The following is a 23,998-nucleotide window of genomic DNA, read 5'->3' on the forward strand; positions in this document are numbered from 1 at the left end:
CATGTCTTTGATCGACGACGCCACCAAGGCGGAACTGACCGCCCTCTATCAGGCCGACGACCGCCATTACCACGGCATCCGCCACATTGAGGCTTTGCTGGGGCTGCTGACGGAGTATCGCGCCCAGTTCGCCGATGCCGAGGCGGTCGAGGCGGCGATCTGGTTCCATGACGCGATCTATGACAGCCGCGCCAAGGACAATGAGGCGCAAAGTGCAGCGCTGGCCGCCGACAGGCTCAATGGGCGGGTCGACGCCGCTCGCCTCGCCGGCATCGTCAGGATGATCGAGGCCACCGCCAGCCATGAGGTGCCTGCATTCGAAGATGCGGCAGCCAAGGTCGACGCAGCCCTTTTGCTCGACATGGATCTGTCGATCCTCGGTGCCCCGGCTGACATCTTCGACGCCTATGAAGACGCCGTCAGGCGCGAATATGACTGGGTCAGCGACACCGACTGGTGCGCCGGTCGCGGTGCGGTGCTGCGCAATTTCCTGGCGCGGCCTCGTATTTTCCATACCGACATCTTCGTGACGCGGTTCGAAGCCGAAGCACGAGCCAACATGGAGCGCTCGCTGACAAGGCTGGGCGGCTGACGCTCAGAGCGGGTGCTCGGCATAAAACTCCAGAACGCGCTTCTTGAACGTCCTGTCGCCGACGGCCAACATGTGGTCGCGGCCTTCAATATCGAAGCTTTCGCCATGCGGCATCAGGCGTGCCAGTTCCTCGGGAGAGCCGGCGATATCGTCCTTGGTGCCGACGGCGACCAAGGTCGGCTGCATGATCCGCCTGATGTCGTTGTCGGTCACCAGTTCGCGTGAGGTCGAAATGCAGGCGGCAAGTGCCTTTTTGTCGCTGCGCGTCTGGTCGGCGAAGGCGCGGAACATCCTGGCCCGCGACTGTGTGATCGCAGCAGGGTCCTCGGCCAGCAGTGCGGCGGCGATCGGGTCCCAGTCGCCGACACCGTCGACCATGCCGATGCCGAGCCCGCCGAACACCAGCGTCGCCACCCGGTCGGGCGCCTCCAGCGCCATGAACGCCGAGACGCGCGCGCCCATCGAATAGCCCATGACATGGGCACGCTCGATGCCGAGATGGTCGAGCAGGGCCACCGCATCGCTGGCCATCTTGCTCGGCGTGTAGTCGGCCTCGTTGTAACTCTTGGTCGAGCCGCCATGGCCGCGATGATCGAAGGCGACGGCGCGGTATCCGGCTTCGGTCAGCGTCTTGAACCAGCCCGGCGACACCCAGTTCACGAAGTGGCTGGAGGCAAAGCCATGGATCATCAGCACCGGCTCGCCGCTGCCGGCGCCCGCCGGCGGCAGGTCGAGAAACGCCAGGTCGAAACCTTCATGGAAAAAATGATCGATAGCCATCGTTGCTCCGAATGGTCTTTGGCCCAGGTCTGGCGTCAGCCCGGATTGCCGGCGGCAGCCGTGATTGCGCGATGCCTGAGCCTGACGCCGTCGGCAATGCCTGACCTGGCTGCCGTGCCGGCCTTGAGTTCGAGCACGAAGCGCGCCGGCTCGTCGGGTGCAATGACCGCTTCCGAAAATGGCGTGCCCGGCAGGACGTCGAGCACCTTGCCGTCGGGACCGACAAAGACCAGGTCAAGCGGCAATGGCGTGTTCTTCATCCAGAAGCCGACCGGCTGGGTCTGCTCGAACACGAACAGCATGCCCTGGTCGTCGGCAAGGTCCTTGCGGAACATCAGTCCCATCGAGCGTTCGCCCGGCTCGTCGGCAATCTCGATACGGAACGGCACGTCGCCCCTGGCGGTGGCAGCGATCAGTGGCTCGGCATCGACCGGCAGCTTCATCGCCTCCTGGGCAATGCTGGCCCCGGTGGCAACCAATGAAACGACAAAGGCCGGCGCCGCAAACAATGCAGCGCCGAGGGCTCCGGCCAGCAGCGAATTGCGTGTGATCATTATATCCATCTTCGGGGCGCGTTCGCGTTTCTGGTCAGGCCGATCCGAAAATGGTGGATTTCGAGAACCGGAGCAGAGCTGACATTCAGGTCCGTGAGCGCCGGAAGCGCAGAAAGCCGCCATTTGCAGGCCGGCTTCACCTGAAACCTAGTGCGAAACCGGCAAGGTCCCTAGATCGGGGTGAATTTCGGCAGCCATAAGGCCTTTGTCGCCCTTGCCGAAACGAACCAGCACCACCTGCCCCGGCCGAAGCTCGGTGACGCCGAAGCGACGCAGCGTTTCCATGTGGACGAAGATGTCCTCGGTGCCTTCACCGCGCGTCAGGAAGCCAAAACCCTTGGTACGGTTGAACCACTTGACCAGCGCGCGCTCGAGCCCGCTTTCCGGCGTGACCGAGACATGAGTGCGCTGTTCCTGCATTTCGGCGGGGTGCACTGCGGTCGAATTGTCGATGGAGAGCACGCGGAAGGCCTGCAGGCCGCGGTCGCCCTGCTTGACCAGGCAAACGACGCGGGCGCCTTCGAGCGCCGTCTGGAAGCCGTCGCGGCGCAGGCAGGTGACATGCAGCAGCACGTCGCTGCCAATTCCGTTGTCGGGAAGAATGAAGCCGTAGCCCTTGGCCACGTCAAACCATTTGATGGCGCCCGAAAGCTCGACCAGACCGACACCGTCGTGGCTGTCGTCGAGCTCGAAAGCGTCACGGCCAGTGCCGTTCTGCACCACGAGAGAGGCCTTTTCCCCCATCAGAACGCCCCCTTTCCTTGCAAACGCCATTACTGATTCTTGAGATAAGATTAACACTTCCGTTTTGGTCTTACGCAAGGGCCGACCGGCCATTTTTCGACTTGCCCCCCGGATAGCCACAAGCTTCGCGCCAGTTCCGCAGAAAACGCACTGCCATGGTTGCCGAGCGTGCGGGCCGCGCCCTATGTATCGCGCCGAACCCCAACCCAAGGAACAGCGATGCGCTATCTGCACACCATGGTCCGCGTCAAAGACGTCGACGCCTCACTGGACTTCTACTGCAACAAGTTCGGCATGAAGGAGATCCGTCGCTCTACCAACGAAAAGGGTCGCTACACGCTGATCTTCCTCGCCGCCGACGAAGACGTCGGCGCCGGCAGCGAGCGCCAGACGCCGCTGCTCGAACTGACTTTCAACTGGGACACGGAAGACTATCAGGGCGGCCGCAATTTCGGCCACCTCGCTTATGAGGTCGACGACATCTACGCCACCTGCCAAGACCTGATGAACAAGGGTGTCACCATCAATCGCCCGCCCCGCGACGGCAACATGGCCTTCATCAAGTCGCCCGACGGCATCTCGATCGAACTGCTGCAGAAGGGTGAGCGCCAGGCCCCGGCGGAACCCTGGCTGTCGATGCCCAATATCGGCAGCTGGTAACAGCGCCAGCCCGAAACCGGGACCGGTTTCGACAGCAGGACACACCGGGAGGCTCAGGCCTTCCGGGCCATGTCGAGCAAAGTCAGCACGGTGCGCCAGTTGCGCATCGTGCCCGGCACCTTCAGGGTGCGCGGCAGCACCTCGGCGAACTTTGACTTGCCGAGACCATCGGGGGCGTGAAGGTAGAGAACGTCGCCCTTGACCGCGAAGCTTTCAGGACCGGTGCAGCGCTCCGCCAGCCGCGCGATCTCTTCGGCGGTCGGCTCACGCTCCAGCGCGCTCGCATGCAGCCTGGTCGGATCATCTGCCACTTCGGGATAAGGATTGCTTGCCACCAGCGCCTCGAGCCAGCCGAGGTCGCGCACCATGATCCGCGAGCGAAAGCCCCAGCGCTTTTCGAACGCCGCCTCGATACGCTCGGTCAGTGGACCGGCTTCGGAAGCCTCGGCTCCGAACACCACGTTGCCGCTCTGGATGTAGGTCGCAACGTCGGCAAAGCCGAGCTCTTCGAAGAATGTCCTGAGTTCAGCCATCCTGACGAGGCGGTTGCCGCCGACATTGATGCCGGAAAACAGCGCGACGAACACGCTCATATGATGAAGCCGCCCAGCGTCTCGTTGTCGGTGATGTCCTGGTACTGCACGCCCTCGACATCGAAACGCGCCTTGAGCAGGTCGAAGTTGCGCCGGTCCTTGGTTTCGATGCCGATCAGCACCGAGCCGAAATTGCGTGCCGACTTCTTGAGGTATTCGAAACGCGTGATGTCGTCGTCCGGGCCCATGAGCTCGAGGAAATCACGCAGCGCGCCGGGCCGCTGGGGGAAGCGGATGATGAAGTATTTCTTCAACCCCTCGAAGCGCAGCGCCCGCTCCTTGACGTCGGGCAGGCGCTCGAAGTCGAAATTACCGCCCGACACCACCGCCACCACGGTCTTGCCCTTGAGCTCTTTCTTCGAGAAGTCCTTGAGTGTGTCGATCGCCAAGGCACCGGCAGGTTCCAGCACCACGCCCTCGATATTGAGCATCTCGATCATCGTGGCGCAGAGGCGGTTCTCCGGAACCAGATGGACGCTGTCGGCCGGAAAGTCCTTGAGCAGGCGCAGCGGCTCGCGACCGAGCTCGCCCACGGCCGCACCGTCGACGAAATTGTCGACCTTGGCGAGCTTGACCCGTTTGCCGGTGGCGAGGCTGTCGCGCAGGCTGGGCGCACCCGCCGGCTCGCAGAAGACGAAGCGTGGTGCAGCACCCGTCTCGGCGAAATAGCGCGTCACGCCGGCCGCCAATCCGCCGCCGCCGACCGGCAGCAGCACCATGTCGGGCGCACGCCCGTTCGGCATCTGGGCGGCAATCTCGAGCGCCACTGTCGCCTGGCCTTCGATGATGTCCTTGTGGTCGAAAGGCGGCACCATGTGCCCGCCCGAGCTTTCGCAAAACTCCAGGGCGGCGCGATAGCAATCGTCGAAGAAGTCGCCGACCAGCTTGATCTCGACGAACTCACCACCGAACAGCCGCGTCTTGTCGATCTTCTGCTGTGGCGTCGTCACCGGCATGAACACCACGCCCCGCTTGGCGAAATGCCGGCAGACGAAGGCAAAACCCTGGGCGTGATTGCCGGCCGACGCACAGACGAACAGCTCGGCCTCATTGCCGGCGGCAAGCGTCTTGCGGAAGAAGTTCAACGCGCCGCGGATCTTGTAGGAGCGCACCGGCGTAAGGTCTTCGCGCTTCAACAGCACGCGTGCGCCAGTCTTGCGCGAGAGATAGTCGTTCTCCTGCAGCGGCGTCTCGGGAAACAGCTGCCTGACTGCCCCGGCTGCCAGCGAAACCCTTTCGGCAAAACTGGTCATGGCGAAGGCACTCCTGAAATCGACCGGGCAAATGCTGTGGCCCGCGTCCCTGCGCTATTGCATATTCGGCGCCGTGAAGCCACTGTCCGGCTCCCGCCACCAGGTCCAGGCCGACAGATTGGCTCGCCGCGATACATTTGGGGATACGTCTCGGTGAACAGAATTGCCGTCCGCGCCGCGATCCACATCGCAGCCGTCTTTGCCATCTACCTGTCCGTTGCAATGCTCCTTCCGGCGGCCGTCGACCTCTATTACGGCAATGACGACTGGCGCTCCTTCGCCTTCACCGCCTTGTTCATGGGCGGCCTGTCGCTGGCCATAGCGCTGGCGACCCAGGGGCGCACGCCTCCCGCCAACACCCGCTTCGGCTTCCTGCTGGTCAATTTCCTCTGGCTCACGCTAGCGATCGCGGGGGCCGTGCCGTTCATGACGTCGTCACTGCAGCTCAGCGTCACAGATGCCTTTTTTGAATCGGTCTCGGGCATCACCACGACAGGCTCGACCGTCATCAGCGGGCTCGACACCGCGCCTCCAGGCGTTCTGATCTGGCGCTCGCTGCTCAACTACATGGGCGGCCTCGGCGTCATTGCGCTCGGCCTGTTCCTGCTGCCGTTCCTCAATATCGGCGGCGTTTCCTACTTCAAGATCGAATCCTCCGACATTGAAGACCGCCCCTTCGAGCGTTTCCAGACCTTCACGGTCAGCCTGATCGGCATCTACACCACGCTCGTCGTCACCTGCGCTTTCGCCTACGCTGCCGCAGGCATGACTGGCTTCGATGCAGTCAATCACGCCATGGCAACGCTCGCCACGGGCGGCATGTCGACCAGCGACACGTCCTTCATGCGTTATGCAGGCGAGCCTGCGATCCTGTGGATCGGAACCACCTTCATGTTCATCGGCTCGCTGCCGTTTTCGATCATGATCCTGTTTGCCGTTCGCGGCCGGCTCGACGCGCTGCGCGACCCGCAGATCCGGATCTTTGCCGGCTACTACGTCGTCTTTGCGGTGGCGGTCGCAGTCTATCTCAGCGTCCGCACCGGCATGCCGTTCTTCATGACCCTCAGCCACACCGCCTTCAACTTCATGTCGATCATCTCGACGACCGGTTTCGCTTCCGACGACTACGCGCTCTGGGGGCCGTTTGCCGTCGCCTGTATTTTCGTCGCCACCTTTCTCGGCGGCTGCTCCGGCTCCACCACCGGCGGTATCAAGGCCTACCGTTTCCTGATCCTCTTCGAACTTCTGGCCAACGGCTTGCGCCGCCTGATCTATCCCAACACGGTGACGCCGGTGCGCTATGGCGACCGCTCCGTGCCACCTGAAATGCAAAGCGCGGTGGTCCTGTTCATCGCGTCCTTCTTCGTCATCTGGGGCATCGGGACGATCCTGATGGCAGCCACCGGCCTCGATCTCGTGACGTCGATGACGGGCGTGCTTACTGCCCTCACCAATGTCGGCCCCGGTCTCGGCCCGATCATCGGCCCCGTCGGCAACTTCGCCTCGCTGCCCGATGCCGCCAAGTGGATCTGCTCGGCCGCAATGCTGCTCGGCCGCCTTGAAATCCTCGCCGTGCTCGTGATCTTCACGCCAACTTTCTGGGGTCGCTAACTCTGTGAACTCCGGTGCGGAAGCCCTTGTTTCCGCCACAATTTCGGCAATCCGGCAACACTCCTCCACCGACTTCCGCCGAAGCTGTTACTTTCGGCTGGACCCGACTTACTTCCGCCACTATGAGCCGGTCGGGAGGAAGGCATGCTGAATGCACTGCCCGTCAGAGAGATCGCCAAAGTGTCGCCGTCGAAATACTGCCTTGTCATCGTCGCCCTCCTGTTGTCCGGTTGCATCGGGCAGCCGTCCGGCGCGCTTTTGACGGGTGCCGTGGTCAATGTCCCGGTCCAGGAGATCGCCGGCAACCATGCGATCTTCGTCGCCTCGACGCGCCAGTACGCCGCCGACAACAAGGAGGTCTTCGACCGCGACCGTTCGGCGACGCTGAACTTCGCCCGCGTCGACGTGACCGTTCCCAAGGTCCACAAAACCGGCCAGATCGAACTGCGCGGCCGCAAGGACCCGGATCCGACCAAATTCTTCACCGCCACCAACGCGGTCGGCTACCAGACGCAGCCCGAATTCTCCAAGGCGCTCAGCGCCGACATCGCCGCACGTGGCGGCCGCGCAATGCTATTCGTGCACGGCTACAACACCTCCTTCGACGCCGGCGTCTACCGCGCTACCCAGATCGCGCATGACTCGGGCTATACCGGCACGCCGGTATTGTTTTCATGGGCGTCCGGCGGCAGCACGACCGACTATGTCTATGACAGGGAAAGTGCTGCGGCCGCACGTGACCAGCTCGAGGTGACGCTACGCATGCTCGCCCAGTCGGGTGCGCGCCGCATCGACATCGTCGCGCATTCGATGGGCACTTGGGTAACCATGGAAGCGCTGCGCCAGCTGGCGCTGACCGGCGACCGTGACCTTGGCGGCAAGCTCGGCGACGTGGTTCTCGCCTCACCCGACATCGACGTCGACGTATTCAAGAGCCAGATGCGCCGGTACGGCAAGCCGACCAAGCCGTTCTTCCTGATGACCTCGGGCGACGACCGCGCACTCAAGCTGTCGGGCATCCTGGCCGGCTCCAAGCCGCGCCTCGGCGATTACAAGAACGCCGCCGACCTCGCCGAATACGGCGTCATCGTCGTCGACCTGTCGGATGCAAGGGGTGCGGACAGCTTCAACCACACCAAATTCGCCGACAACCCGCAGATGGTGAAACTGCTCGGCCAGCGCCTGCGCGCCGACGACGGCTTTGCCAGCGACCGCGAGGTCACTGACCGCATCAACATGCTCGGCGGGCTGCAGTAGGGCCGCCGCTACAGGAATGAAAAAAGGGCGCCTTGGGCGCCCTCAGACTGCTGACGAACCCCGTCGAATTTCGGCGGGGTTTTGTTTTGTGGGTTGATTGAGCTTTTTTGGATTGATGTCGGGGGGCAGATGCCAAGGCCGTTGCGAGCCGGCTTTGGCCTCATGCGAGGCTTGGTTTTGGCTTTGGCCAGAGGCTGATTGCGATCTTTTTCATGTTCTGGGCGGCGGCTGCGATCAGGCACTGGCAGGCGACGCGTGTTCGCCCTCGGAAGCGGGCATAGCGATGGCCGAAGAGCTGCTTGGCATCGGCGAAGGATCGCTCGACCGTCTCCTTGCGGCGTCGATAGATCGCCTTGCCCCATGCGGTTAAGCGGTTGGCATCGACCCGCTCGCGGACATCCTGCCAGACATGGCGCGTGATGGTGCGCTCGGCCTTGGCGTTTGATGTGCAAGACGCCAGCAGCGGACAGTTGCGGCAGATCGTCGGGTCGCTCCTGTAGTGGCGATAACCGCCGCGATCGGTGGTGGCGTAAGTGAGCAACTGGCCCTGCGGGCAACGATAGCCGTCAAGGTCCGGCTCATGGACGAAAGCGCCCTTCCTCATCTTGCCAGGCTTTGGCCGGGTCGGGTTGCGATAGCCGACGACACCGTGGATGTTCCTGTCCTCCAGGCCCTTGGCGATGCCTGGCGTGGCATAGCCGGCATCCAGCCCCGCCGCCGTGACGTCGAAGCCGAAACGCTCCACCTGGCGGTCGAGCCGGTCGAGATAGACGATCGAGTCATGCACGTTGGCCGGCGTGGCAAACGTGTCGGTGATGATGCCGAAGCCGCCATCCACCGTGCGGTGATCGAGATAAAAGAAGCCCTTCGGCTTGCCCTCGCGCACCATATAGCCAGCCTCAGGATCGGTGCGCGAGACCTTCGTCTCTTTCACCGCAGGCTGCCGCTCCTGCTCCTTCAGCGCCTTCTGGCCGTGCAACGCCCGTTCGGCATCGATCGCCCGGTCGAGCTCGCCCCAGTAGTCGGCACGCGACTTGGCGACCATGGCAAGGTCGTACTTGCCCTTGTTGGCATTGGCCTTCAGGTGCGTGCTGTCGGTGTAGAGCACCGTGCCGTCGACCAAGCCTGCCCCGATCGCCTGCTCGACAATGCGGTCGAAGATCGCCTGCGCGATCGTCTCGTCCTGGTAGCGCCGGCGTCGGTTCTGCGACAATGTCGAGGCGTCGAACACCTTGTCCGTCAGCTTCAGCCGCAGGAACCACCGGTAGGCGACATTGACCTCGATCTCTCGCACCAATTGCCGCTCCGAGCGCACCCCGAACAGGTAGCCGATGAACAGCGCCTTGAACATCAAGGTCGGATCAAGTGGCGGGCGACCATTGTCGGCGCAGTAAAGCGGCGCTGTCAGATCGTGGATGAACGAGAAATCGATAACACCATCGATCTTGCGCAGAAGGTGATCAACTGGAACCAGTTGATCGAGCGTGACGATCTCAAGTGCGGTTTGTTCAGGGCCGGCTCGCTTCAACATCACCCACTGAATCACAAACCCCCAACTCTCGCCAGGGGGTTGTCAGCAGTCTGAGGGCGCCTTGGGCGCCCTTCTTGGGCGCCCTTTTTTGTCCCTGCCCTTGGCTTCCGCCTCAGACGAACAAATCGACCTTCTCGAAGGTCCTGACATCGACCAGACCGACATCCGAGATGCGCAGTTCGGGGATCACCACCAGCGCCAGCAGCGAGTGCTGCATGTAAGCGTTGTTGAGGCTGCAGCCCATGTCGCGCATTGCCTGCACAAGCTTGTCGGCTTTGGCGGCGACGATCTCGGCGCGCTCGTCCGACATCAGGCCGGCGATCGGCATCTCGACCAGCGCCAGCTCCTTGCCCTGGGAGAACAGCACGACGCCGCCGCCGACCTGCCCGAGCCGGTTTGCGGCCAGCGCCATGTCCGCCTTGTTGGTGCCGACGACGATCATGTGGTGGCTGTCATGGGCGACAGTCGACGCCAGCGCGCAGTCCTTCACGTAGCCGAAGCCCGAGACGAAGGCGTTGGTCACCTGCCCCGTGGACCGGTGGCGCTCGACAAGCGCGATCTGGCAGACGTCGTTGCGGCGGTCCATGCCGACCAGCCCATCCTCGACCGGCAGGTCGGCCTCCAGCGCGCGCGTCGGTGCCTGGTTCTCGATGACGCCGATGACACGAACGCGCACCTCGTTGGCGCCCTCGGGTGCCTTGATGTCGAAATCGAGCGCGCCGAGCTGCTTGCCAAGCTTGACCGTGTTCTTGGCCTCAGTGGGATAGGCATAGGCCGGAATGTCGATGTCGAGCCTGCCAGCCTTGGCGACGCGCACACCGCGGGCATAAACCTCGTCGATCTTCATTTCGGCCAGATCCGAGACGATCAGCACGTCGGCCAGCCTGCCCGGCGCGATCGAACCGATCTCGCGCTCTAGGCGGAAATGCTGGGCGGTGTTGATCGTCGCCATCTGGATCGCGGTCACCGGCTTCAACCCCTGCTGGATGGCGTGGCGAACGACGCGGTCCATGTGCCCGTCATGAACGAGCGTGCCGGAATGGCTGTCGTCAGTGCAGAGGATGAAGTTGCGCGGGTCGATGCCCATCTCGGTCACAGCCTTGATCTGGCTGGCAACGTCGTACCAGGCAGAGCCGAGACGGAGCATCGCCTTCATGCCCTGACGGACGCGGGCGATAGCGTCCTCGGCGCGGGTGCCCTCATGGTCGTCCTCTGGCCCGCCGGCGACATAGCCGTGAAACGGCAGGCCGAGGTCGGGCGAAGCATAGTGGCCGCCGACGGTTTTGCCGGCCTTCACCGTCTCGGCGATCTCGCCTGTCATAACCGGGTTGTTGGCGGCGACACCGGGGAAGTTCATCACTTCGCCCAGGCCGACGATGTTCTCCCAGCTCATCGCCTCGGCAACGTCCTCGACGGTCAGCACCGCACCGGCATTTTCCAGCCCCGGCGCCGACGGCACGCAGGACGGCATCTGCACATGGACGTTGATCGGCATGGCCAGCGCCTCGTCATGCATCAGCCTGACGCCCTTGAGGCCGAGCACATTGGCGATCTCGTGCGGGTCAATGAACATCGAGGTGGTGCCGTGCGGAATGACGGCGCGGGAAAACTCGGTGACGGTGACCATGCCGCTCTCGACATGCATATGCGCGTCGCACAGGCCCGGCACGAGATAGCGCCCGCCGGCGTCGACGACCTTGGTGCCCTGGCCGATGGCGTGGCTGGCGTCGGGCCCGCAATATGCGAAGCGGCCGGCTGATATGGCCAGGTCGGTGCCGGGGATGATCTCGCCCGAATGCACGTTCACCCAGCGACCGTTGCGGATGACGAGGTCGGCCGGCTTGCGGCCCATCGCGACGTCGACCAGTGCAGGTGCGGTCTCGGTCCAGGGGCGCGGCTTGGCGAAGGCGGTCGTGTTGGGCATTGCAAGGAATCCTGTGTGCTTTCGCAACGACTGTAGCGAAAGTCGCGACGGAAAACAGAGCCTTGGTTGTGCGGCATCACCGCCCCGCTATACTTGGCGGCAGAAACGGTTCGGGCCGCGTCATGCAGCATTTTCTTAACGGTCGCCGCTTGTTGTGGCCGGGGCTTGCCCTGGCAGCGCTGGCGCTTGCGATCGTGGTGCTGGGCGGCCGGCTCGCCACGCGCGCCTACATGGATGAAGCCGAGGCGCGTGGACAGACGACGCTCCGGCTTGCCGTCTCGGCTCTCACCGGCCAGATCAGCCGCTACAAGTCGCTGCCACAGCTGATCGCCGACAATGACGACATCCAGCTGCTGCTCGCCTCGCCCGACGACCAGGCGCTGCGCGACGTGGCCAACCGCTACCTCAAGTCGATCAACGGTCTGCTCGAATCGTCCGATATCTATCTGATCAAGCCGGGCGGCGACACGATCTCGGCCAGCAATTACGACCTGCCCACCACCTTCGTCGGCGAGAACTATTCCTACCGCCCCTACTACCAGGATGCCATCCGCGGCGGCATCGGCCGCTTCTTTGCGCTCGGTGTCATGTCCAATATGCGCGGCTACTACTTCTCGGCGCCGGTAATACTCGGCGAGCGCGTCGCCGGCGTCGTCGTGCTCAAGGTCCATATCGAGGAGATCGAGGCCTCCTGGCGCGGCGGCGACTTCGAGCTGACGGTTACAGACCCCGAAGGCATCATCTTCATGAGCAGCCGCCCGCTCTGGCTCTATTCGAGCATGAAGCCGCTGACTTCAGAGATGCTGGCGCGCACCACCGCCTCGCGTCGCTATTCCGATGCGATCCTGCGCAACCTGCCCGTGTCGCGCTTCATGGCCGACGGCCGCGAATTGCTGGCGATAAGCGAACGCGGCAACACCCGCGAGTTCCTCGAGGTTGCAGAGGAGATGCCCGAGGCTGGCTGGACGGTGCATGTGCTGGCCGACACGGGTTCCGCCCGCGCCCAGTCGCTGACGGCTGTCGTGCTTGCCCTGCTGGCGCTCGGCCTAGCGGCACTCGCCGGTGCCATCGTCCTGCAGCGCCGTGCTCGGCTCGCAGAACGCATGCAGATGCAGCAGTCGGCGCAACAGGAGCTCGAACGCCGCGTCGAGGAGCGCACAGCCGACCTGGCACTGGTCAACACACGGCTGGAAACCGAGGTCGCCGAGCGCCGCGCCACCGAGCAACAGTTGCGCCAGACCCAGGCCGACCTCATCCAGGCAGGCAAGCTCGCGGCCCTCGGCCAGATGTCGGCGGCACTGTCGCACGAGTTCAACCAGCCGTTGGCTGCGGTGAAGACCTATGCCGACAATGCCGCGATCCTGATCGACCGCGAGCGCGTCGCCGAGGCCCGCGACAACGTCTCGCGTATTTCGAGCCTCACCGACCGCATGGCCTCGATCAGCAGGCATCTGCGCAATTTCGCCCGCAAGCCGAACCAGAAGCTCGGCCCGGTGTCGCTGCAGGAGGTCGTCCACGACACCCAGGAAATCGTCGGCTGGCGTCTCAAGGCAGCGGATGCGACACTGTCCGTCGACCTCGGGCCGAGCCCGTTGACGGTCAAGGCAGGCTCGGTGCGCCTGCAGCAGGTACTGGTCAACATCGTCACCAATGCCGCCGACGCCGTCGAAGGCCTGCCCGACCGCCGCATCGAACTGATGGCCAGGCGCAAGGCCGGCAAGGTCACCATCACTGTACGCGACCATGGACCCGGCGTGCCCAAGGCCATCGCCGAACGCATCTTCGACCCGTTCTTCTCGACCAAGGGCGTAGGCAAGGGCCTTGGTCTCGGGCTCTCGATTTCATACAATATCATCAAAGACTTCGGTGGGAGTCTTGGTGTCATGACTCATGCTGAGGGCGGGGCCTTGTTCACGATCGAGCTCGATGCGATGCGCTCCGCCATGCGCGAGGCCGCGGAATGAAGCCGCCGGTCGTGCTTCTGGTCGACGACGAGGACGAGCTGCGCCGATCGACCGCGCAGTCGCTCGACCTCGCCGGCCTCGCCGTCCAGGACAGCCCCAGCGGCGAGCGCGCCCTCGACTTCATCACCCAGGGCTTCAACGGCGTCGTCGTCTCGGACATCCGCATGCCCGGAATGGACGGCATGACGCTGATGGGACGCATCCACGAGGTCGACCCCGACATTCCCGTCATCCTGGTCACCGGCCATGGCGATGTCCAGCTTGCCGTGCGCGCCATGCGCGAGGGGGCCTACGACTTCATCGAGAAACCCTTCACCTCCCAGCACATTGCCGAAATGGCTGCGCGCGCCATCGACCGGCGCAAGCTCGTACTCGAGAACCGGGAGCTGCGCGCCGCAGCTGGCAAGAACGACGACCTCGAGGCCCGCCTGCCCGGGCGCAGCAACATCATGGTCGAGTTGCGCTACAAGCTGCGCGCCATTGCCGGTACCGATGCCGACGCGCTGATCATCGGCGACACCGGCACCGGCAAGGAAGTGGCGGCTCGTGCGCTGCACGACATCAGCAGCCGCGCCACCAAACCCTTCGTCGCCATCAATTGTGCCGCCTTGCCCGAAACCCTGATCGAGAGCGAGCTGTTCGGTCACGAGGCCGGCGCCTTCCCCGGCGCGCTGCGCCCACGCTACGGCAAGTTCGAGCATGCCCGTGGCGGCACGGTGCTTCTCGACGAGATCGGCTCGATGCCGGCAGACCTGCAGGCCAAGCTGTTGCGCGTCATCCAGGACCGCATCATCTTTCGCCTCGGCTCCAATGAGCCGATACCGCTCGACGTGCGCTTCATCGCCACCAGCAAGGCCGACCTCGACGCCGAGGTTGCTGCCGGACGCTTCCGCGCCGACCTGCTCTACCGGCTCAACGTCGTGACCTTGCGCATGCCCGGGCTCACGGCTCGCCGCGAGGACGTGCCGCTGCTTTTCCTGCAGCTGGTGCGCGAAGCAACCGGGCGCTACCGCCGCGAGGCGATGGAGGTGCCGCCCCGCATCGTCGCCGACATCGCCCGGCGCGACTGGCCCGGCAATGTGCGCGAATTGCGCAACGCCGCTGACCGTTTCGTGCTCGGCCTCGGGCTGCAGTCCACCGAAGAGGGCTCCAGCGACGGCGACGAGCGCCTGGCCGAGCGCGTCGCCGGCTTCGAGAAGAACGTCATCCAGGCAGCCCTCGTCGCTCATGGCGGCAGCCTCAAGCCGGTCTACGAGCAGCTCGGCATCTCGCGCAAGACGCTCTACGAGAAGATGCAGCGCTATGGTCTCGACAAGAATCAGGTCGGCATGGCGGATGCCTCCGAGCAGTAGCGGCCGCTTGGTGTGTGGAATTCCACACACCGGGAAAGGCCGATGTTACCTTTTCCACCCACCATCGAGGTCGACATGGCATTTTATGCGTCAACAGTGGCTGCGTGACATTGCGGAACGGCTCCGGCTGCCGCCCAATCGGCCATCCGACGCCGGCCCCGGAGGAGCTGTGGTCAAGGCGGAGGTCGAGTTCCGATATCTGGGAGGATTCCGTGAAGAAACTTATCGCCTCGCTGGCGACGGCAGCCGCCGTTGCCATTTTCCCGCTTGCTGCCAATGCCGCGGGCTATCCCGAACGCACCATCACCGTCGTCGTGCCCTTCGCCGCCGGCGGCCCGACCGACACCGTCACCCGTCTCGTCGCTGAATCGATGTCCAAGGATCTCGGCCAGCAGGTCATCGTCGAAAACGTCGGCGGTGCCGGCGGCACGCTCGGCGCCGGCCGCGTCGCCTCCGCCGATCCGGACGGTTACACGCTGTTGCTGCACCACATCGGCATGGCCACCAGTGCAACGCTGTACCGCAAGCTCGCCTATGACACGCTGAACGCCTTCGAATATGTCGGCCTGGTCACCGAAGTGCCGATGACCATCGTCGCCAAGAAGGACCTCGCGCCGACCGACCTCAAGGGTCTCGTCGAATACGCCAAGGCCAACAAGGACACCGTCACCGTCGCCAACGCCGGCATCGGTGCAGCATCCCATCTGTGCGGCATGCTGTTCATGAGCGCCATCGGCACGCCACTGGTCACCGTGCCCTACAAGGGTACCGGCCCTGCCATGACCGATCTGCTCGGCGGCCAGGTCGACATCATGTGCGACCAGACCACCAACACCACCAAGCAGATCCAGGCCGGCACGATCAAGGCCTATGCCGTCACCTCGCCTGCCCGCCTCGACGTGCTGAAGGACGTGCCGACCACCAAGGAAGGCGGTCTTGAGGGCATGGAAGTCGGCATCTGGCACGGCGTCTACGCGCCCAAGGGCACACCTGCCGAGGTGACCGAACGCCTGTCGAAGTCGCTGCAGGTGGCCCTGAAGGACCCCAACGTCGTTGCCCGCTTCGCCGAGCTCGGCACCATCCCGTCATCCGAGGCGGACGCGACCCCGGCAGCACTGAAGGCCAAGCTCGAAGACGAAATCGCGCGCTGGAAGCCGATCATCGAGGCTGCCGGCCAGTTCGCCGACTAAGCCACGACCCGGGCCGCGCTCCGGCGCGGCCCTTCTCCGGCTGCCCCTTCTCCCGACGGAGAAGCCCATTCGCTGCACCCCCTTGCCAATTGCCGACGCCGCGCGATCATGCGCGCGTTCGATGCTCCCTAGTCGCCCTCAGGCGCGACCAGGCCAAGGCAGGCGGACGGGGAACAGAACAAGGCAGCCACAGAACGTCAGGCGCCAGCAGAGGGCCTCGCATGAAAAACCTCGCCATCGACCCAACCAATGGAGCCTGCGGCGCGATCTTCGTCGCAACCGGCGCCTTCTTCGCCATCCAGTCGCTCGGCCTCGACCTCGGCACCACTTTCCGCATGGGACCGGGTTACTTCCCGCTCGTGCTTGCTCTGGTACTGATCCTGCTCGGGGGCATCGTCATCGTCCAGGCCACCCGCATAGCCGGCGAGCCGATCGGCCCGATCGCCTGGCGCGGCTTGGCCTTCATCCTGCCTGCACCGATATTCTTCGGCCTCACCGTGCGCGGCCTCGGCTTCGTGCCGTCGATCTTCATCACCTGCCTGATCGCTGCCTTCGCCTCGACCCGGATGAAGCCGCTGGCTGCTGTCTTGCTTGCCGCCGGCGTGACTCTGTTTTCGGTCGTCGTGTTCAGCTACGCACTCGGCCTGCCATTCCAGCGCTTCGGCCCCTGGCTGCCGTTCTGAGGGGTATGAGATGGAACTCTTCGACAATCTCGCGCTTGGCTTCTCCACCGCCTCGACGCTCTACAATCTCGGCTTCTGCCTGATCGGCGTGCTGCTCGGCACGCTCATCGGCGTGCTGCCCGGCATCGGCGCCACCGCAACGATCGCCATGCTGTTGCCGATCACCTTCCAGATCGGCGACCCCGTCTCCTCGCTGATCATGCTCGCCGGCATCTATTACGGCGCGCAATATGGCGGCTCGACCACGGCTATCCTGATCAACATGCCGGGCGAATCCTCGTCCGCCGTCACCGCGATCGACGGCTACCAGATGGCCCGGCGTGGACGTGCAGGTGCGGCGCTGGCGATCGCCGCCATCGGCTCGTTCTTCGCCGGCACGGTGTCGACCTTCCTGGTTGCCATCTTCGCGCCGCCACTGACGGCGATCGCGCTGCAGTTCGGTGCCTCAGAATACTTCTCGCTGATGGTCGTCGGCCTGGTCTCATCCATCGCCCTTGCCCATGGCTCGATCGTCAAGGCACTGGCGATGGTCGTTCTCGGCCTGCTGCTCGGCCTCGTCGGCACCGACATCTACACCGGAACGCCACGCTTCACGCTGGGCATCCGCGAATATGCCGACGGGCTCAACTTCGTCGCGGTCGCCGTCGGCGTTTTCGGCATCGCCGAGATCCTGCGCAACCTCGAAAGCGAAAAGACCCGCGAAGTGCTGATGGCCAAGGTGTCAGGCCTGATGCCGACACGCGAGGACTTCAAGGCGATGGCAGCACCTATCCTGCGCGGCACGGCAATCGGCTCCGCACTCGGCATCCTGCCCGGCGGCGGCGCGATCCTTGCGGCGTTTGCCTCCTACACGGTGGAGAAGCGCGTCTCCAAGAACCCGGAAGAGTTCGGAAAGGGTGCGGTCGCCGGCGTCGCCGGTCCGGAATCGGCCAACAATGCCGGTGCCCAGACCTCGTTCATCCCGATGCTGACGCTCGGTATCCCGGCCAACCCCGTCATGGCGCTGATGATCGGTGCGATGATCATCCAGGGCATCGTGCCCGGCCCCAATGTGGCTACCGAGCAGCCGGCGCTGTTCTGGGGCATCATCGCCTCGATGTGGATCGGCAATTTGATGCTGATCATCCTCAACCTGCCGCTGATCGGCCTGTGGGTGAAGCTACTGACAGTGCCTTACTACGTGCTGTTCCCGATCATCATGGCGTTCTGTGCAATCGGCGTCTACAGCGTCAACTCCAACGTCTTCGACCTCTATGCCGTCGCCTTCTTCGGCTTCATTGGCTACGTGCTGGTCAAGCTGCGCTGCGAGCCGGCGCCGCTGCTGCTCGGCTTCGTGCTCGGACCTCTGCTCGAGGAAAACCTGCGCCGCGCCATGATCCTGTCGCGCGGCGACCCGACGACCTTCTTCACCCGCCCGATCAGCGCCCTGCTGCTGGCGATAGCCGCGGGCGTGTTGATCGTCGTGCTGCTGCCGGCAGTTCGCAAGAAGCGCGACGAGGTCTTCGTCGAGGAAGAAGGCTGATCAAAAACCAGCAACTTGCAGCAAAACCAACGGGCGGATCTTCCGCCCGTTGACTTTTCCAGCGCATTGGCAGTCACTTGCCGCACAAGATGGGCGGAGGCGGGCATGCGTTCTTTCTGGACTGCCGTTGTTGTTGCTTTTGTTTCACTGTTTTCCATTGCTGCAGTGGGCGCTGAAGAGCGCTGGCTGACCTTGCCGGAACCGGCCGCCATGCCGGCCTCCACCGAAACCGGCTATGCCAAGGTCAACGGCATCGACATGTATTATGCCGTGTACGGCTCGGGCGACCCGGTGCTGCTGATCCATGGCGGCCTCGGCCATGCCGACATCTGGGCATGCCAGGTGGCCGAGTTCTCCAAGACCCACAAGGTGATCGTCGCCGACAGCCGCGGCCATGGCCGCTCGACACGCACCACCGAGCCCTTCGGCTATGAGTTGATGGCCTCAGATTATCTTGCGCTGCTCGACCATCTCAAGATCGACAAGACCGCGATCGTCGGGTGGAGCGACGGCGGCATCATTGGTATCGACATCGCCATGAAGCACCCGGAGCGCCTGACGCGGCTCTACGCACATGCTGCCAACGTCACCACCGATGGTGTCGATCCCGGTGTCGAGAGCAACAAGACCTTCGGCGCCTATATCGAGCGCTCCGGCAGGGACTATGCCAGGATGTCCAAGACGCCGACCGAATACGACGCCTTCGTCGGCCAGATCAGCGAGATGTGGAAGACGCAGCCGAATTGGACCAAGGAACAGCTGGCGACGATAACGGCGCCGACGGCCATCGTTCTCGGCGACCATGACGAGGCGGTGACGCGCAAGCACACCGAATACATGGCCTCGATCATTCCCGGCGCCGAGCTGATCATCCTGCCCAACGCCAGCCACTTCGCCATGCTGCAGGCACCGGACGAGTACAACAGATCGGTGCTGGAGTTCATCGACGGGAAGTAGACTTTCAACCGCAGCGCCCGTTCTGCCTTTGCAGGCGACCGCAACAAGCGATCGCCATCGGCCGCTGCGCCGGCTCGCCGCCGTTCGTCGCATCGACCATGCCCTTCATTGCCCCCAAGCGGAACAAATCGTGTATGGAAGGCCAAGGCCGCTGACTCGCGGCGCGATGAAATGGCGGACAGCATGGCAATCAAGTTCACAGAAAAGGCGGCCCCGGCCGCAGCAAAACCCACGCCTGCAAAGGCGGCCTTGCCGGCCGCAGTACCGCAGGAAGCGGCAAATGTCGCGACGAAGGAGGCGGGCAAGAAGCCGGCCAGAAAGACGCGCCGCAAGTCGGTGAAAAAGGATGCTGCAGCGGTGTCCCCGCTGCTCGATTTCAACGGAACGAAGTAGCCACAAGCGCTTCCCGGAACACCGGACGCATAAGGCAAGCACCTGCTGGAGTTGATCGTTCCCACGCGGCGGGACGCGATCCAGACCCAAGCTGGATGGCGCGGCAGCCCCCATTCAGGACACCAATTGCCCGTCACGGTCCGGTGGCGGCACAAGGCCAGTTGACGGAATCGCCTGCGCAGTTGAAATGCGAGCCAAGCGGACGTGGCGAAACTGGTAGACGCAAGAGACTTAAAATCTCTCAGCCTCGGCTATGCGGGTTCGATCCCCGCCGTCCGCACCAAACATCGCTCCATTGCCCAGCGCACGCGAATCGAGCCTCGATCGCGAGGCATATCCGCCCACATATTAGCGTGACATAATTGCCACGCTCACACTCTTTCGTCACCGCACAACCACACCGGAAAATTGCGGATTGTTTCAGAGTGAAATACAACTTCACCGCGTGGGGGCGTTGTGAGTGGGGAGCCGAGTACATGCACTACAATTGGGAACGTGCGCCATACTTCTGGGAAAAACACCGTAGCGCCTGCCTTGGACTTGCCGCCGCCGTTTGCGGCGCCTGGGTCGTGTTTTCCATCGTCCCTCTCTGAACCGGACCAGATAGCACCGTCCAAAACGCCGTTTGACGGCATGCAACCATTTGCGCCCGGCAACGTTTGAGCGGGCATGGTCGCATATGAATCCATTGCGCGCTGTGTATCTGTTGCGCCTCCGCGCCAGACGACCGGCCGTTGTCGCCTGACAGCAAGCACCGTTGCGCCCGGCACTGGGTCGCCTACCGCTCACCGTATTTGCCATGCCCACCGGATAGGCCGGGACGGTCGTGAGGCTCTTCTCACTGTCGCGCGCGGACACTCGCGGCAGCACGGCCCCTTGAGGCGCTGATGCACAACGACAAACCACCCAACGAGGAAACCCATGGCCAAGCTCGTCTATGAGATCGTCCAGCACGATGGTGGCTGGGCCTACAAGGTCGGCGACACCTTTTCCGAGACCTTCCCCACCCACAATCACGCCCTGCAGGCCGCCGAGACTGCGGCAGCCGAACAGCGCGTCGCCGGCTCGACCGACGGCATCCAGTACGAGGATGCGGAGGGCCGCTGGCACGACGAACTCGCCAAAGGCGACGACAGGCCGGACACCGAAGTCTCCGACTAGCCGTTTGCAACGAACTGCCTGAACCTTTTGCCATGTCAGCGATACTCACCGGCATCCGGCGAGACGCCGGTTGCTCGGCGGAGGCCGAACAGTGTCGCTCATGTCAGTATTTGCAGGCAAACCAGCATTTTCAACCAAGGCGGCGCTCTCGGCCGCAGTGCTTGCCACCGTTGCGGCAACGCTATCCATCGGCGTCGCGACACCGGCGCAGGCGCAATATGCGAAGGCACCGTTCACGGCCTGTCGCGTACCTACAGCCTGGCCCGCGGCACCGGCTTCCTTGCCGTGCGCGCCGGCCCGAGCGCCACGGCGCCCATGATCCATCAGTTGTTCAACGGCGACACCGTCGAGATCACTGACAGGCGCGGCAGCTGGTACTTCGTCGGCGTCGACGGTTTTGAAGGCTGGGCCCACCGCAGATGGATGAGCAATTCCTGCGGCTACTGACCTTCGGCCCGTTCCGAGGCGAATGCCTTGGCAGCAATGCGCCGGATCATCGCCGCCACCCGTTGCGGCACGACGAATTGCGGCATGTGGCCGAGGCCTTCGACCAGGTCGAGCTCCAAGCCCTTGATCCTGCCGATCAGGGGTTCACCGTGCAGCCGGTAGTCGAGCACACGGTCGGCGGTGCCGAACATCACCGCGACCGGCAGGTCGAGCTCGCCATAACGCGCCTCGATGGCGCCGAGATTAAGCTCGATCGCCACCATGTCGGCTGAGGACGCGTAGAAATGGCTCGGCCGCAGCCCGGCAAAACCGCCGCCTGACGTGCCATAATCCTTCGGTGCCGCCTGCGGCGAAAACAGGAAGGCCAAGGTCTGCGGCGCGTATTTCAGGCTCGTCGGTATGGCAATCGTCTCCGCCACCAGACGGCGCTTCAGCCGCGACTTGATGTAGAGCGAGCGGAATTCCGGCCGCAGTTCGTTCTCCAGATGTGTCAGCGGCGACAGCAGCACCAGACCCGACACCGCCTGCGGATGGTTTTGCGCCAGCGTGAATGCGACCGCACCGCCAAGCGAATGGCCGACGACAAGCGGCCGCTCCAGCCCAAGTCTTTCGATGAAGCGCGCGACCAGTTCGGCCTGCTCGACCAGGCTGCCGGAAAAGCCGGCCGGCCGGATGGAATAGCCCGAGCCCGGCCGATCGAGTGCGATGCATCTGAATTCGGCGAGTTCGGGAAACAGCGGATGGCGGAAATGGTGCAGTTGCGCGCCGAGGCCGTGGATGAACAGGATCGGCCGGCCCTGCCCTTCGTCGGCATAATGAATGTTGTGGCGGCCCAGTTGCAGGAACTTGCCGCTGGCCGGCACGGCGCGTTCTACCTGTGCCGATATCCTGCGTGTCGCCAGCACGAAATAGCCGCCGACAAGGGCAATGGCTAGGAAGGCGATGCTGGCCACCCAGCCGAGAATCGTCGTCGCCATCGAACCTCCTGGAAGCAATGCCGGCAGTCTAGCCGCCCAGGAGCGCGGGCTCAAACACACCAATGCAAAACGGGCGGCCCAGCGGCCGCCCGTTCACAAAAATCATAACGATCCGAAGCTGTTAAGCAAGTTCGTTGCTAAGCAACGTCTCTGTTATGCAACTTCCTTGACGGCGTTCGAACCCTTGCCATGCAGGCGGATGGCGATCTCGGCCACGCGCTTGCCCTGGAAGTGGGCGCCTTCGAGTTCCTGTGCCGAAGGCTGGCGCGAACCGTCGCCGTCCGAGGTGGTGGTCATGCCGTAAGGTGCGCCGCCACGGACGACGTCATTGCCCATCTGGCCCTGGTAGGCATAGGACAGCGGAACGATGACCATGCCGTGGTGCTGCAGGTGGATCTGGGCGTTGATGAGCGCCAGTTCGGCGCCGCCATGCTGGGTCGCGGTCGACACCATCACCGAGCCGACCTTGTCGAGCAGCGCGCCCTTGGCCCAGAGCGGGCCGGTCTGGTCGAGGAAGTTCTTCATCTGCGAGGCCATTGTGCCGTAGCGGGTGGCGGTGCCGATGATGATGCCGTCATAGTCGGCCAGTTCGAGCGGGTCGGCGATCGGCGCTTCCTGATCGAGCTTGTAGTAGGCGGCCTTGGCGACTGCCTCGGGCACAAGCTCGGGAACACGCTTGATGGTCACGTCGGCGCCGGCGGCGCGGGCGCCTTCGGCAGCGGCCTTGGCCATCTGCTCCATGTGGCCCCAGCTCGAATAATAGAGAACAAGAATCTTAGCCATTTCAAACTCCAGCGGGAAAATCTCGTTGCGCCGTCTTGGGTCGGCGTCTGGGGAGAGATGTAATCCAATGCGCGTTCAATGAAAGCGTGCCAATACGTGACGCATCGTTCACCAAACAGCGACCATTGCCCGCTTGCCTGCATGAATGAAGAACGATCAGCAGCCTTCAGCATTCCGAAAGCTTCTGGTCGCCAAATCTGGCCGGCTGGTGTTAAGCCATTGCACCAACAAGCTTGCGAGACGATCTTGGGACAACAACAAGCAGCCTTTATGTTGATCGCAGCCGCTTTGATCGTGACCGGTCCGGCATGGGCGGTAAATGCTCCCCACTGCGCGATGTTTCATGGCGCCGGCCAGCTCGTGCAAGTCGTTGTCGAGGATGAGGGACCGCGAACCTCCCCTCCTGCCTCATTCGACCCGGCGGTCAGTGTCCGGCTGGCATACCCCAACGACTACCGAAGCCTCCCACTGACAACTGCTGGGCAAACCATGTTGCGCCACCAAGACGGCGAGAACTTCGTGATGCGTATGGACGGCGGTCCGCTGCCTTGGTTGATGAGGCACACCCTTGCTGGAAAGCCAATCAAGCCGGACGACCAACCGCCGTCATTCAGGTTCCTCATCCACGACCGCTACAGTGTGGAAAAACTGGTTCCGATCAGGATTCGCACGGTAACTGGGCTGCCGTGGTCCTTCGACATGATCCCTTTCACGCTCATCCCGGCAGAAACCGAAGGGCTGTTCGAGGTCACCGATGTCAAAACGCCGACATACCAAAACAAGAGAATTTTTGTCACGACAATGGAAGCGCCATTCAAAGACTTGCTAGAATGCAACACCCCAGCCCACGGAATGTCCCCCCAGTGCGAGCATCAATTTGACTACAAGGCGGTCGACATCACCGCGTCATACTCATTGCAATTGTTCGGCCGATGGAAGGAAATTAAAAGTCTGATCCAGACATTTCTCGCCTGTGCATACGCAGAGGAAATTCCACATAAATCGGGAACCAACCCGGTCTGGGACTAGGCTCGTCGGCAAGCCCGCCCAAGCGGTTTGCGAACGACCGT

At 63.5% G+C, this 23,998-nt stretch carries 23 protein-coding genes and 1 tRNA gene; 15 read left to right on the forward strand and 9 right to left on the reverse strand.

The features are described from left to right. Position 1: 1 nt before the first annotated feature. The gene (locus Amn_RS16055) at positions 2-592 is read left to right on the forward strand and encodes an HD domain-containing protein (RefSeq protein ID WP_067961522.1); all 591 of its coding nucleotides are present in this window, start codon (positions 2-4) and stop codon (positions 590-592) included. A 3-nt stretch (positions 593-595) separates the two neighbouring features. On the opposite strand, the gene Amn_RS16060 is transcribed toward Amn_RS16055, so the two are convergent. The 3 genes from Amn_RS16060 to Amn_RS16070 form a co-directional block, all read right to left on the reverse strand. Continuing rightward, on the reverse strand, positions 596-1,372 hold the full coding sequence (locus Amn_RS16060; protein WP_502874725.1) for an alpha/beta fold hydrolase: 777 nt from the start codon (positions 1,370-1,372) through the stop codon (positions 596-598). Between the two features lie 35 nt (positions 1,373-1,407). Next, entirely contained in the window at positions 1,408-1,926 is a 519-nt protein-coding gene (locus Amn_RS16065) for a DUF192 domain-containing protein (protein ID WP_286290387.1), read from the reverse strand. A 147-nt stretch (positions 1,927-2,073) separates the two neighbouring features. Then, positions 2,074-2,670: a cold-shock protein gene (locus Amn_RS16070; RefSeq protein WP_067961518.1), complete on the reverse strand. Its 597-nt coding sequence runs from the start codon at positions 2,668-2,670 to the stop codon at positions 2,074-2,076. A 219-nt stretch (positions 2,671-2,889) separates the two neighbouring features. Here Amn_RS16070 and gloA point away from each other — a divergent pair, with 219 nt between their 5' ends. Continuing rightward, positions 2,890-3,330, forward strand: a complete 441-nt coding sequence (gene gloA, locus Amn_RS16075; protein WP_154384026.1) for a lactoylglutathione lyase — start codon at positions 2,890-2,892, stop codon at positions 3,328-3,330. A 53-nt stretch (positions 3,331-3,383) separates the two neighbouring features. On the opposite strand, the gene Amn_RS16080 is transcribed toward gloA, so the two are convergent. Continuing rightward, the gene (locus tag Amn_RS16080) at positions 3,384-3,923 is read right to left on the reverse strand and encodes a DUF1697 domain-containing protein (protein WP_192316014.1); all 540 of its coding nucleotides are present in this window, start codon (positions 3,921-3,923) and stop codon (positions 3,384-3,386) included. Continuing rightward, the gene (gene ilvA / locus Amn_RS16085) at positions 3,920-5,176 is read right to left on the reverse strand and encodes a threonine ammonia-lyase IlvA (RefSeq protein ID WP_067961512.1); all 1,257 of its coding nucleotides are present in this window, start codon (positions 5,174-5,176) and stop codon (positions 3,920-3,922) included. Before ilvA ends, Amn_RS16080 begins: the two co-directional genes overlap by 4 nt. A 153-nt stretch (positions 5,177-5,329) precedes the next feature. Between ilvA and Amn_RS16090 the strand changes: the two genes are divergently transcribed. Beyond that, positions 5,330-6,787: a TrkH family potassium uptake protein gene (locus Amn_RS16090; RefSeq protein ID WP_286290394.1), complete on the forward strand. Its 1,458-nt coding sequence runs from the start codon at positions 5,330-5,332 to the stop codon at positions 6,785-6,787. Between the two features lie 144 nt (positions 6,788-6,931). Further along, a complete protein-coding gene (locus Amn_RS16095) occupies positions 6,932-8,044 on the forward strand; it encodes an alpha/beta hydrolase (protein WP_067961506.1) in 1,113 nt (370 codons plus the stop codon). Between the two features lie 160 nt (positions 8,045-8,204). Here the strand turns inward: Amn_RS16095 and Amn_RS16100 are convergent, their stop codons facing one another. Together Amn_RS16100 and ade are read right to left on the reverse strand one after the other, a co-directional pair. Then, positions 8,205-9,575 (reverse strand): IS1182 family transposase, encoded by a 1,371-nt coding sequence (locus Amn_RS16100; protein WP_192316544.1) that lies wholly within the window; start codon positions 9,573-9,575, stop codon positions 8,205-8,207. A 112-nt stretch (positions 9,576-9,687) separates the two neighbouring features. After that, positions 9,688-11,499: an adenine deaminase gene (gene ade, locus Amn_RS16105; protein WP_067961502.1), complete on the reverse strand. Its 1,812-nt coding sequence runs from the start codon at positions 11,497-11,499 to the stop codon at positions 9,688-9,690. A 122-nt stretch (positions 11,500-11,621) separates the two neighbouring features. Here ade and Amn_RS16110 point away from each other — a divergent pair, with 122 nt between their 5' ends. From Amn_RS16110 to Amn_RS16155, 10 genes are all read left to right on the forward strand, one after another. Further along, entirely contained in the window at positions 11,622-13,463 is a 1,842-nt protein-coding gene (locus tag Amn_RS16110) for a sensor histidine kinase (RefSeq protein WP_286290408.1), read from the forward strand. After that, a complete protein-coding gene (locus Amn_RS16115; protein WP_286290410.1) occupies positions 13,460-14,815 on the forward strand; it encodes a sigma-54-dependent transcriptional regulator in 1,356 nt (451 codons plus the stop codon). Before Amn_RS16110 ends, Amn_RS16115 begins: the two co-directional genes overlap by 4 nt. Positions 14,816-15,027: 212 nt before the next feature. After that, a complete protein-coding gene (locus Amn_RS16120) occupies positions 15,028-16,005 on the forward strand; it encodes a tripartite tricarboxylate transporter substrate-binding protein (RefSeq protein WP_067961498.1) in 978 nt (325 codons plus the stop codon). A 221-nt stretch (positions 16,006-16,226) separates the two neighbouring features. Further along, on the forward strand, positions 16,227-16,688 hold the full coding sequence (locus tag Amn_RS16125) for a tripartite tricarboxylate transporter TctB family protein (protein WP_067961496.1): 462 nt from the start codon (positions 16,227-16,229) through the stop codon (positions 16,686-16,688). 10 nt (positions 16,689-16,698) lie between these two features. Next, positions 16,699-18,210 (forward strand): tripartite tricarboxylate transporter permease, encoded by a 1,512-nt coding sequence (locus Amn_RS16130; RefSeq protein ID WP_067961494.1) that lies wholly within the window; start codon positions 16,699-16,701, stop codon positions 18,208-18,210. A gap of 105 nt (positions 18,211-18,315) precedes the next feature. Continuing rightward, the gene (locus tag Amn_RS16135) at positions 18,316-19,167 is read left to right on the forward strand and encodes an alpha/beta fold hydrolase (RefSeq protein ID WP_286290415.1); all 852 of its coding nucleotides are present in this window, start codon (positions 18,316-18,318) and stop codon (positions 19,165-19,167) included. A gap of 183 nt (positions 19,168-19,350) precedes the next feature. Then, positions 19,351-19,560 (forward strand): hypothetical protein, encoded by a 210-nt coding sequence (locus Amn_RS16140; RefSeq protein ID WP_286290417.1) that lies wholly within the window; start codon positions 19,351-19,353, stop codon positions 19,558-19,560. Between the two features lie 198 nt (positions 19,561-19,758). Next, positions 19,759-19,843 (forward strand) — tRNA-Leu (locus Amn_RS16145). A gap of 638 nt (positions 19,844-20,481) precedes the next feature. Further along, on the forward strand, positions 20,482-20,721 hold the full coding sequence (locus Amn_RS16150) for a DUF2188 domain-containing protein (protein ID WP_182574111.1): 240 nt from the start codon (positions 20,482-20,484) through the stop codon (positions 20,719-20,721). A 315-nt stretch (positions 20,722-21,036) separates the two neighbouring features. Further along, positions 21,037-21,168, forward strand: coding sequence for an SH3 domain-containing protein (locus tag Amn_RS16155; protein ID WP_246670681.1), 132 nt, complete (start codon positions 21,037-21,039; stop codon positions 21,166-21,168). Here the strand turns inward: Amn_RS16155 and Amn_RS16160 are convergent. Both Amn_RS16160 and wrbA read right to left on the reverse strand, forming a co-directional pair. After that, positions 21,162-22,145: an alpha/beta fold hydrolase gene (locus Amn_RS16160; RefSeq protein ID WP_286290421.1), complete on the reverse strand. Its 984-nt coding sequence runs from the start codon at positions 22,143-22,145 to the stop codon at positions 21,162-21,164. The two genes, Amn_RS16155 and Amn_RS16160, sit on opposite strands and share 7 nt — an antisense overlap. A gap of 153 nt (positions 22,146-22,298) precedes the next feature. Continuing rightward, the gene (wrbA, locus tag Amn_RS16165; RefSeq protein WP_067961485.1) at positions 22,299-22,928 is read right to left on the reverse strand and encodes an NAD(P)H:quinone oxidoreductase type IV; all 630 of its coding nucleotides are present in this window, start codon (positions 22,926-22,928) and stop codon (positions 22,299-22,301) included. A gap of 96 nt (positions 22,929-23,024) precedes the next feature. Between wrbA and Amn_RS16170 the strand changes: the two genes are divergently transcribed. Further along, positions 23,025-23,957: a hypothetical protein gene (locus Amn_RS16170; protein WP_286290422.1), complete on the forward strand. Its 933-nt coding sequence runs from the start codon at positions 23,025-23,027 to the stop codon at positions 23,955-23,957. Positions 23,958-23,998 lie beyond the last annotated feature (41 nt).

This window comes from Aminobacter sp. Y103A (genome assembly GCF_030294925.1).
GTDB lineage: Bacteria > Pseudomonadota > Alphaproteobacteria > Rhizobiales > Rhizobiaceae > Aminobacter > Aminobacter ciceronei.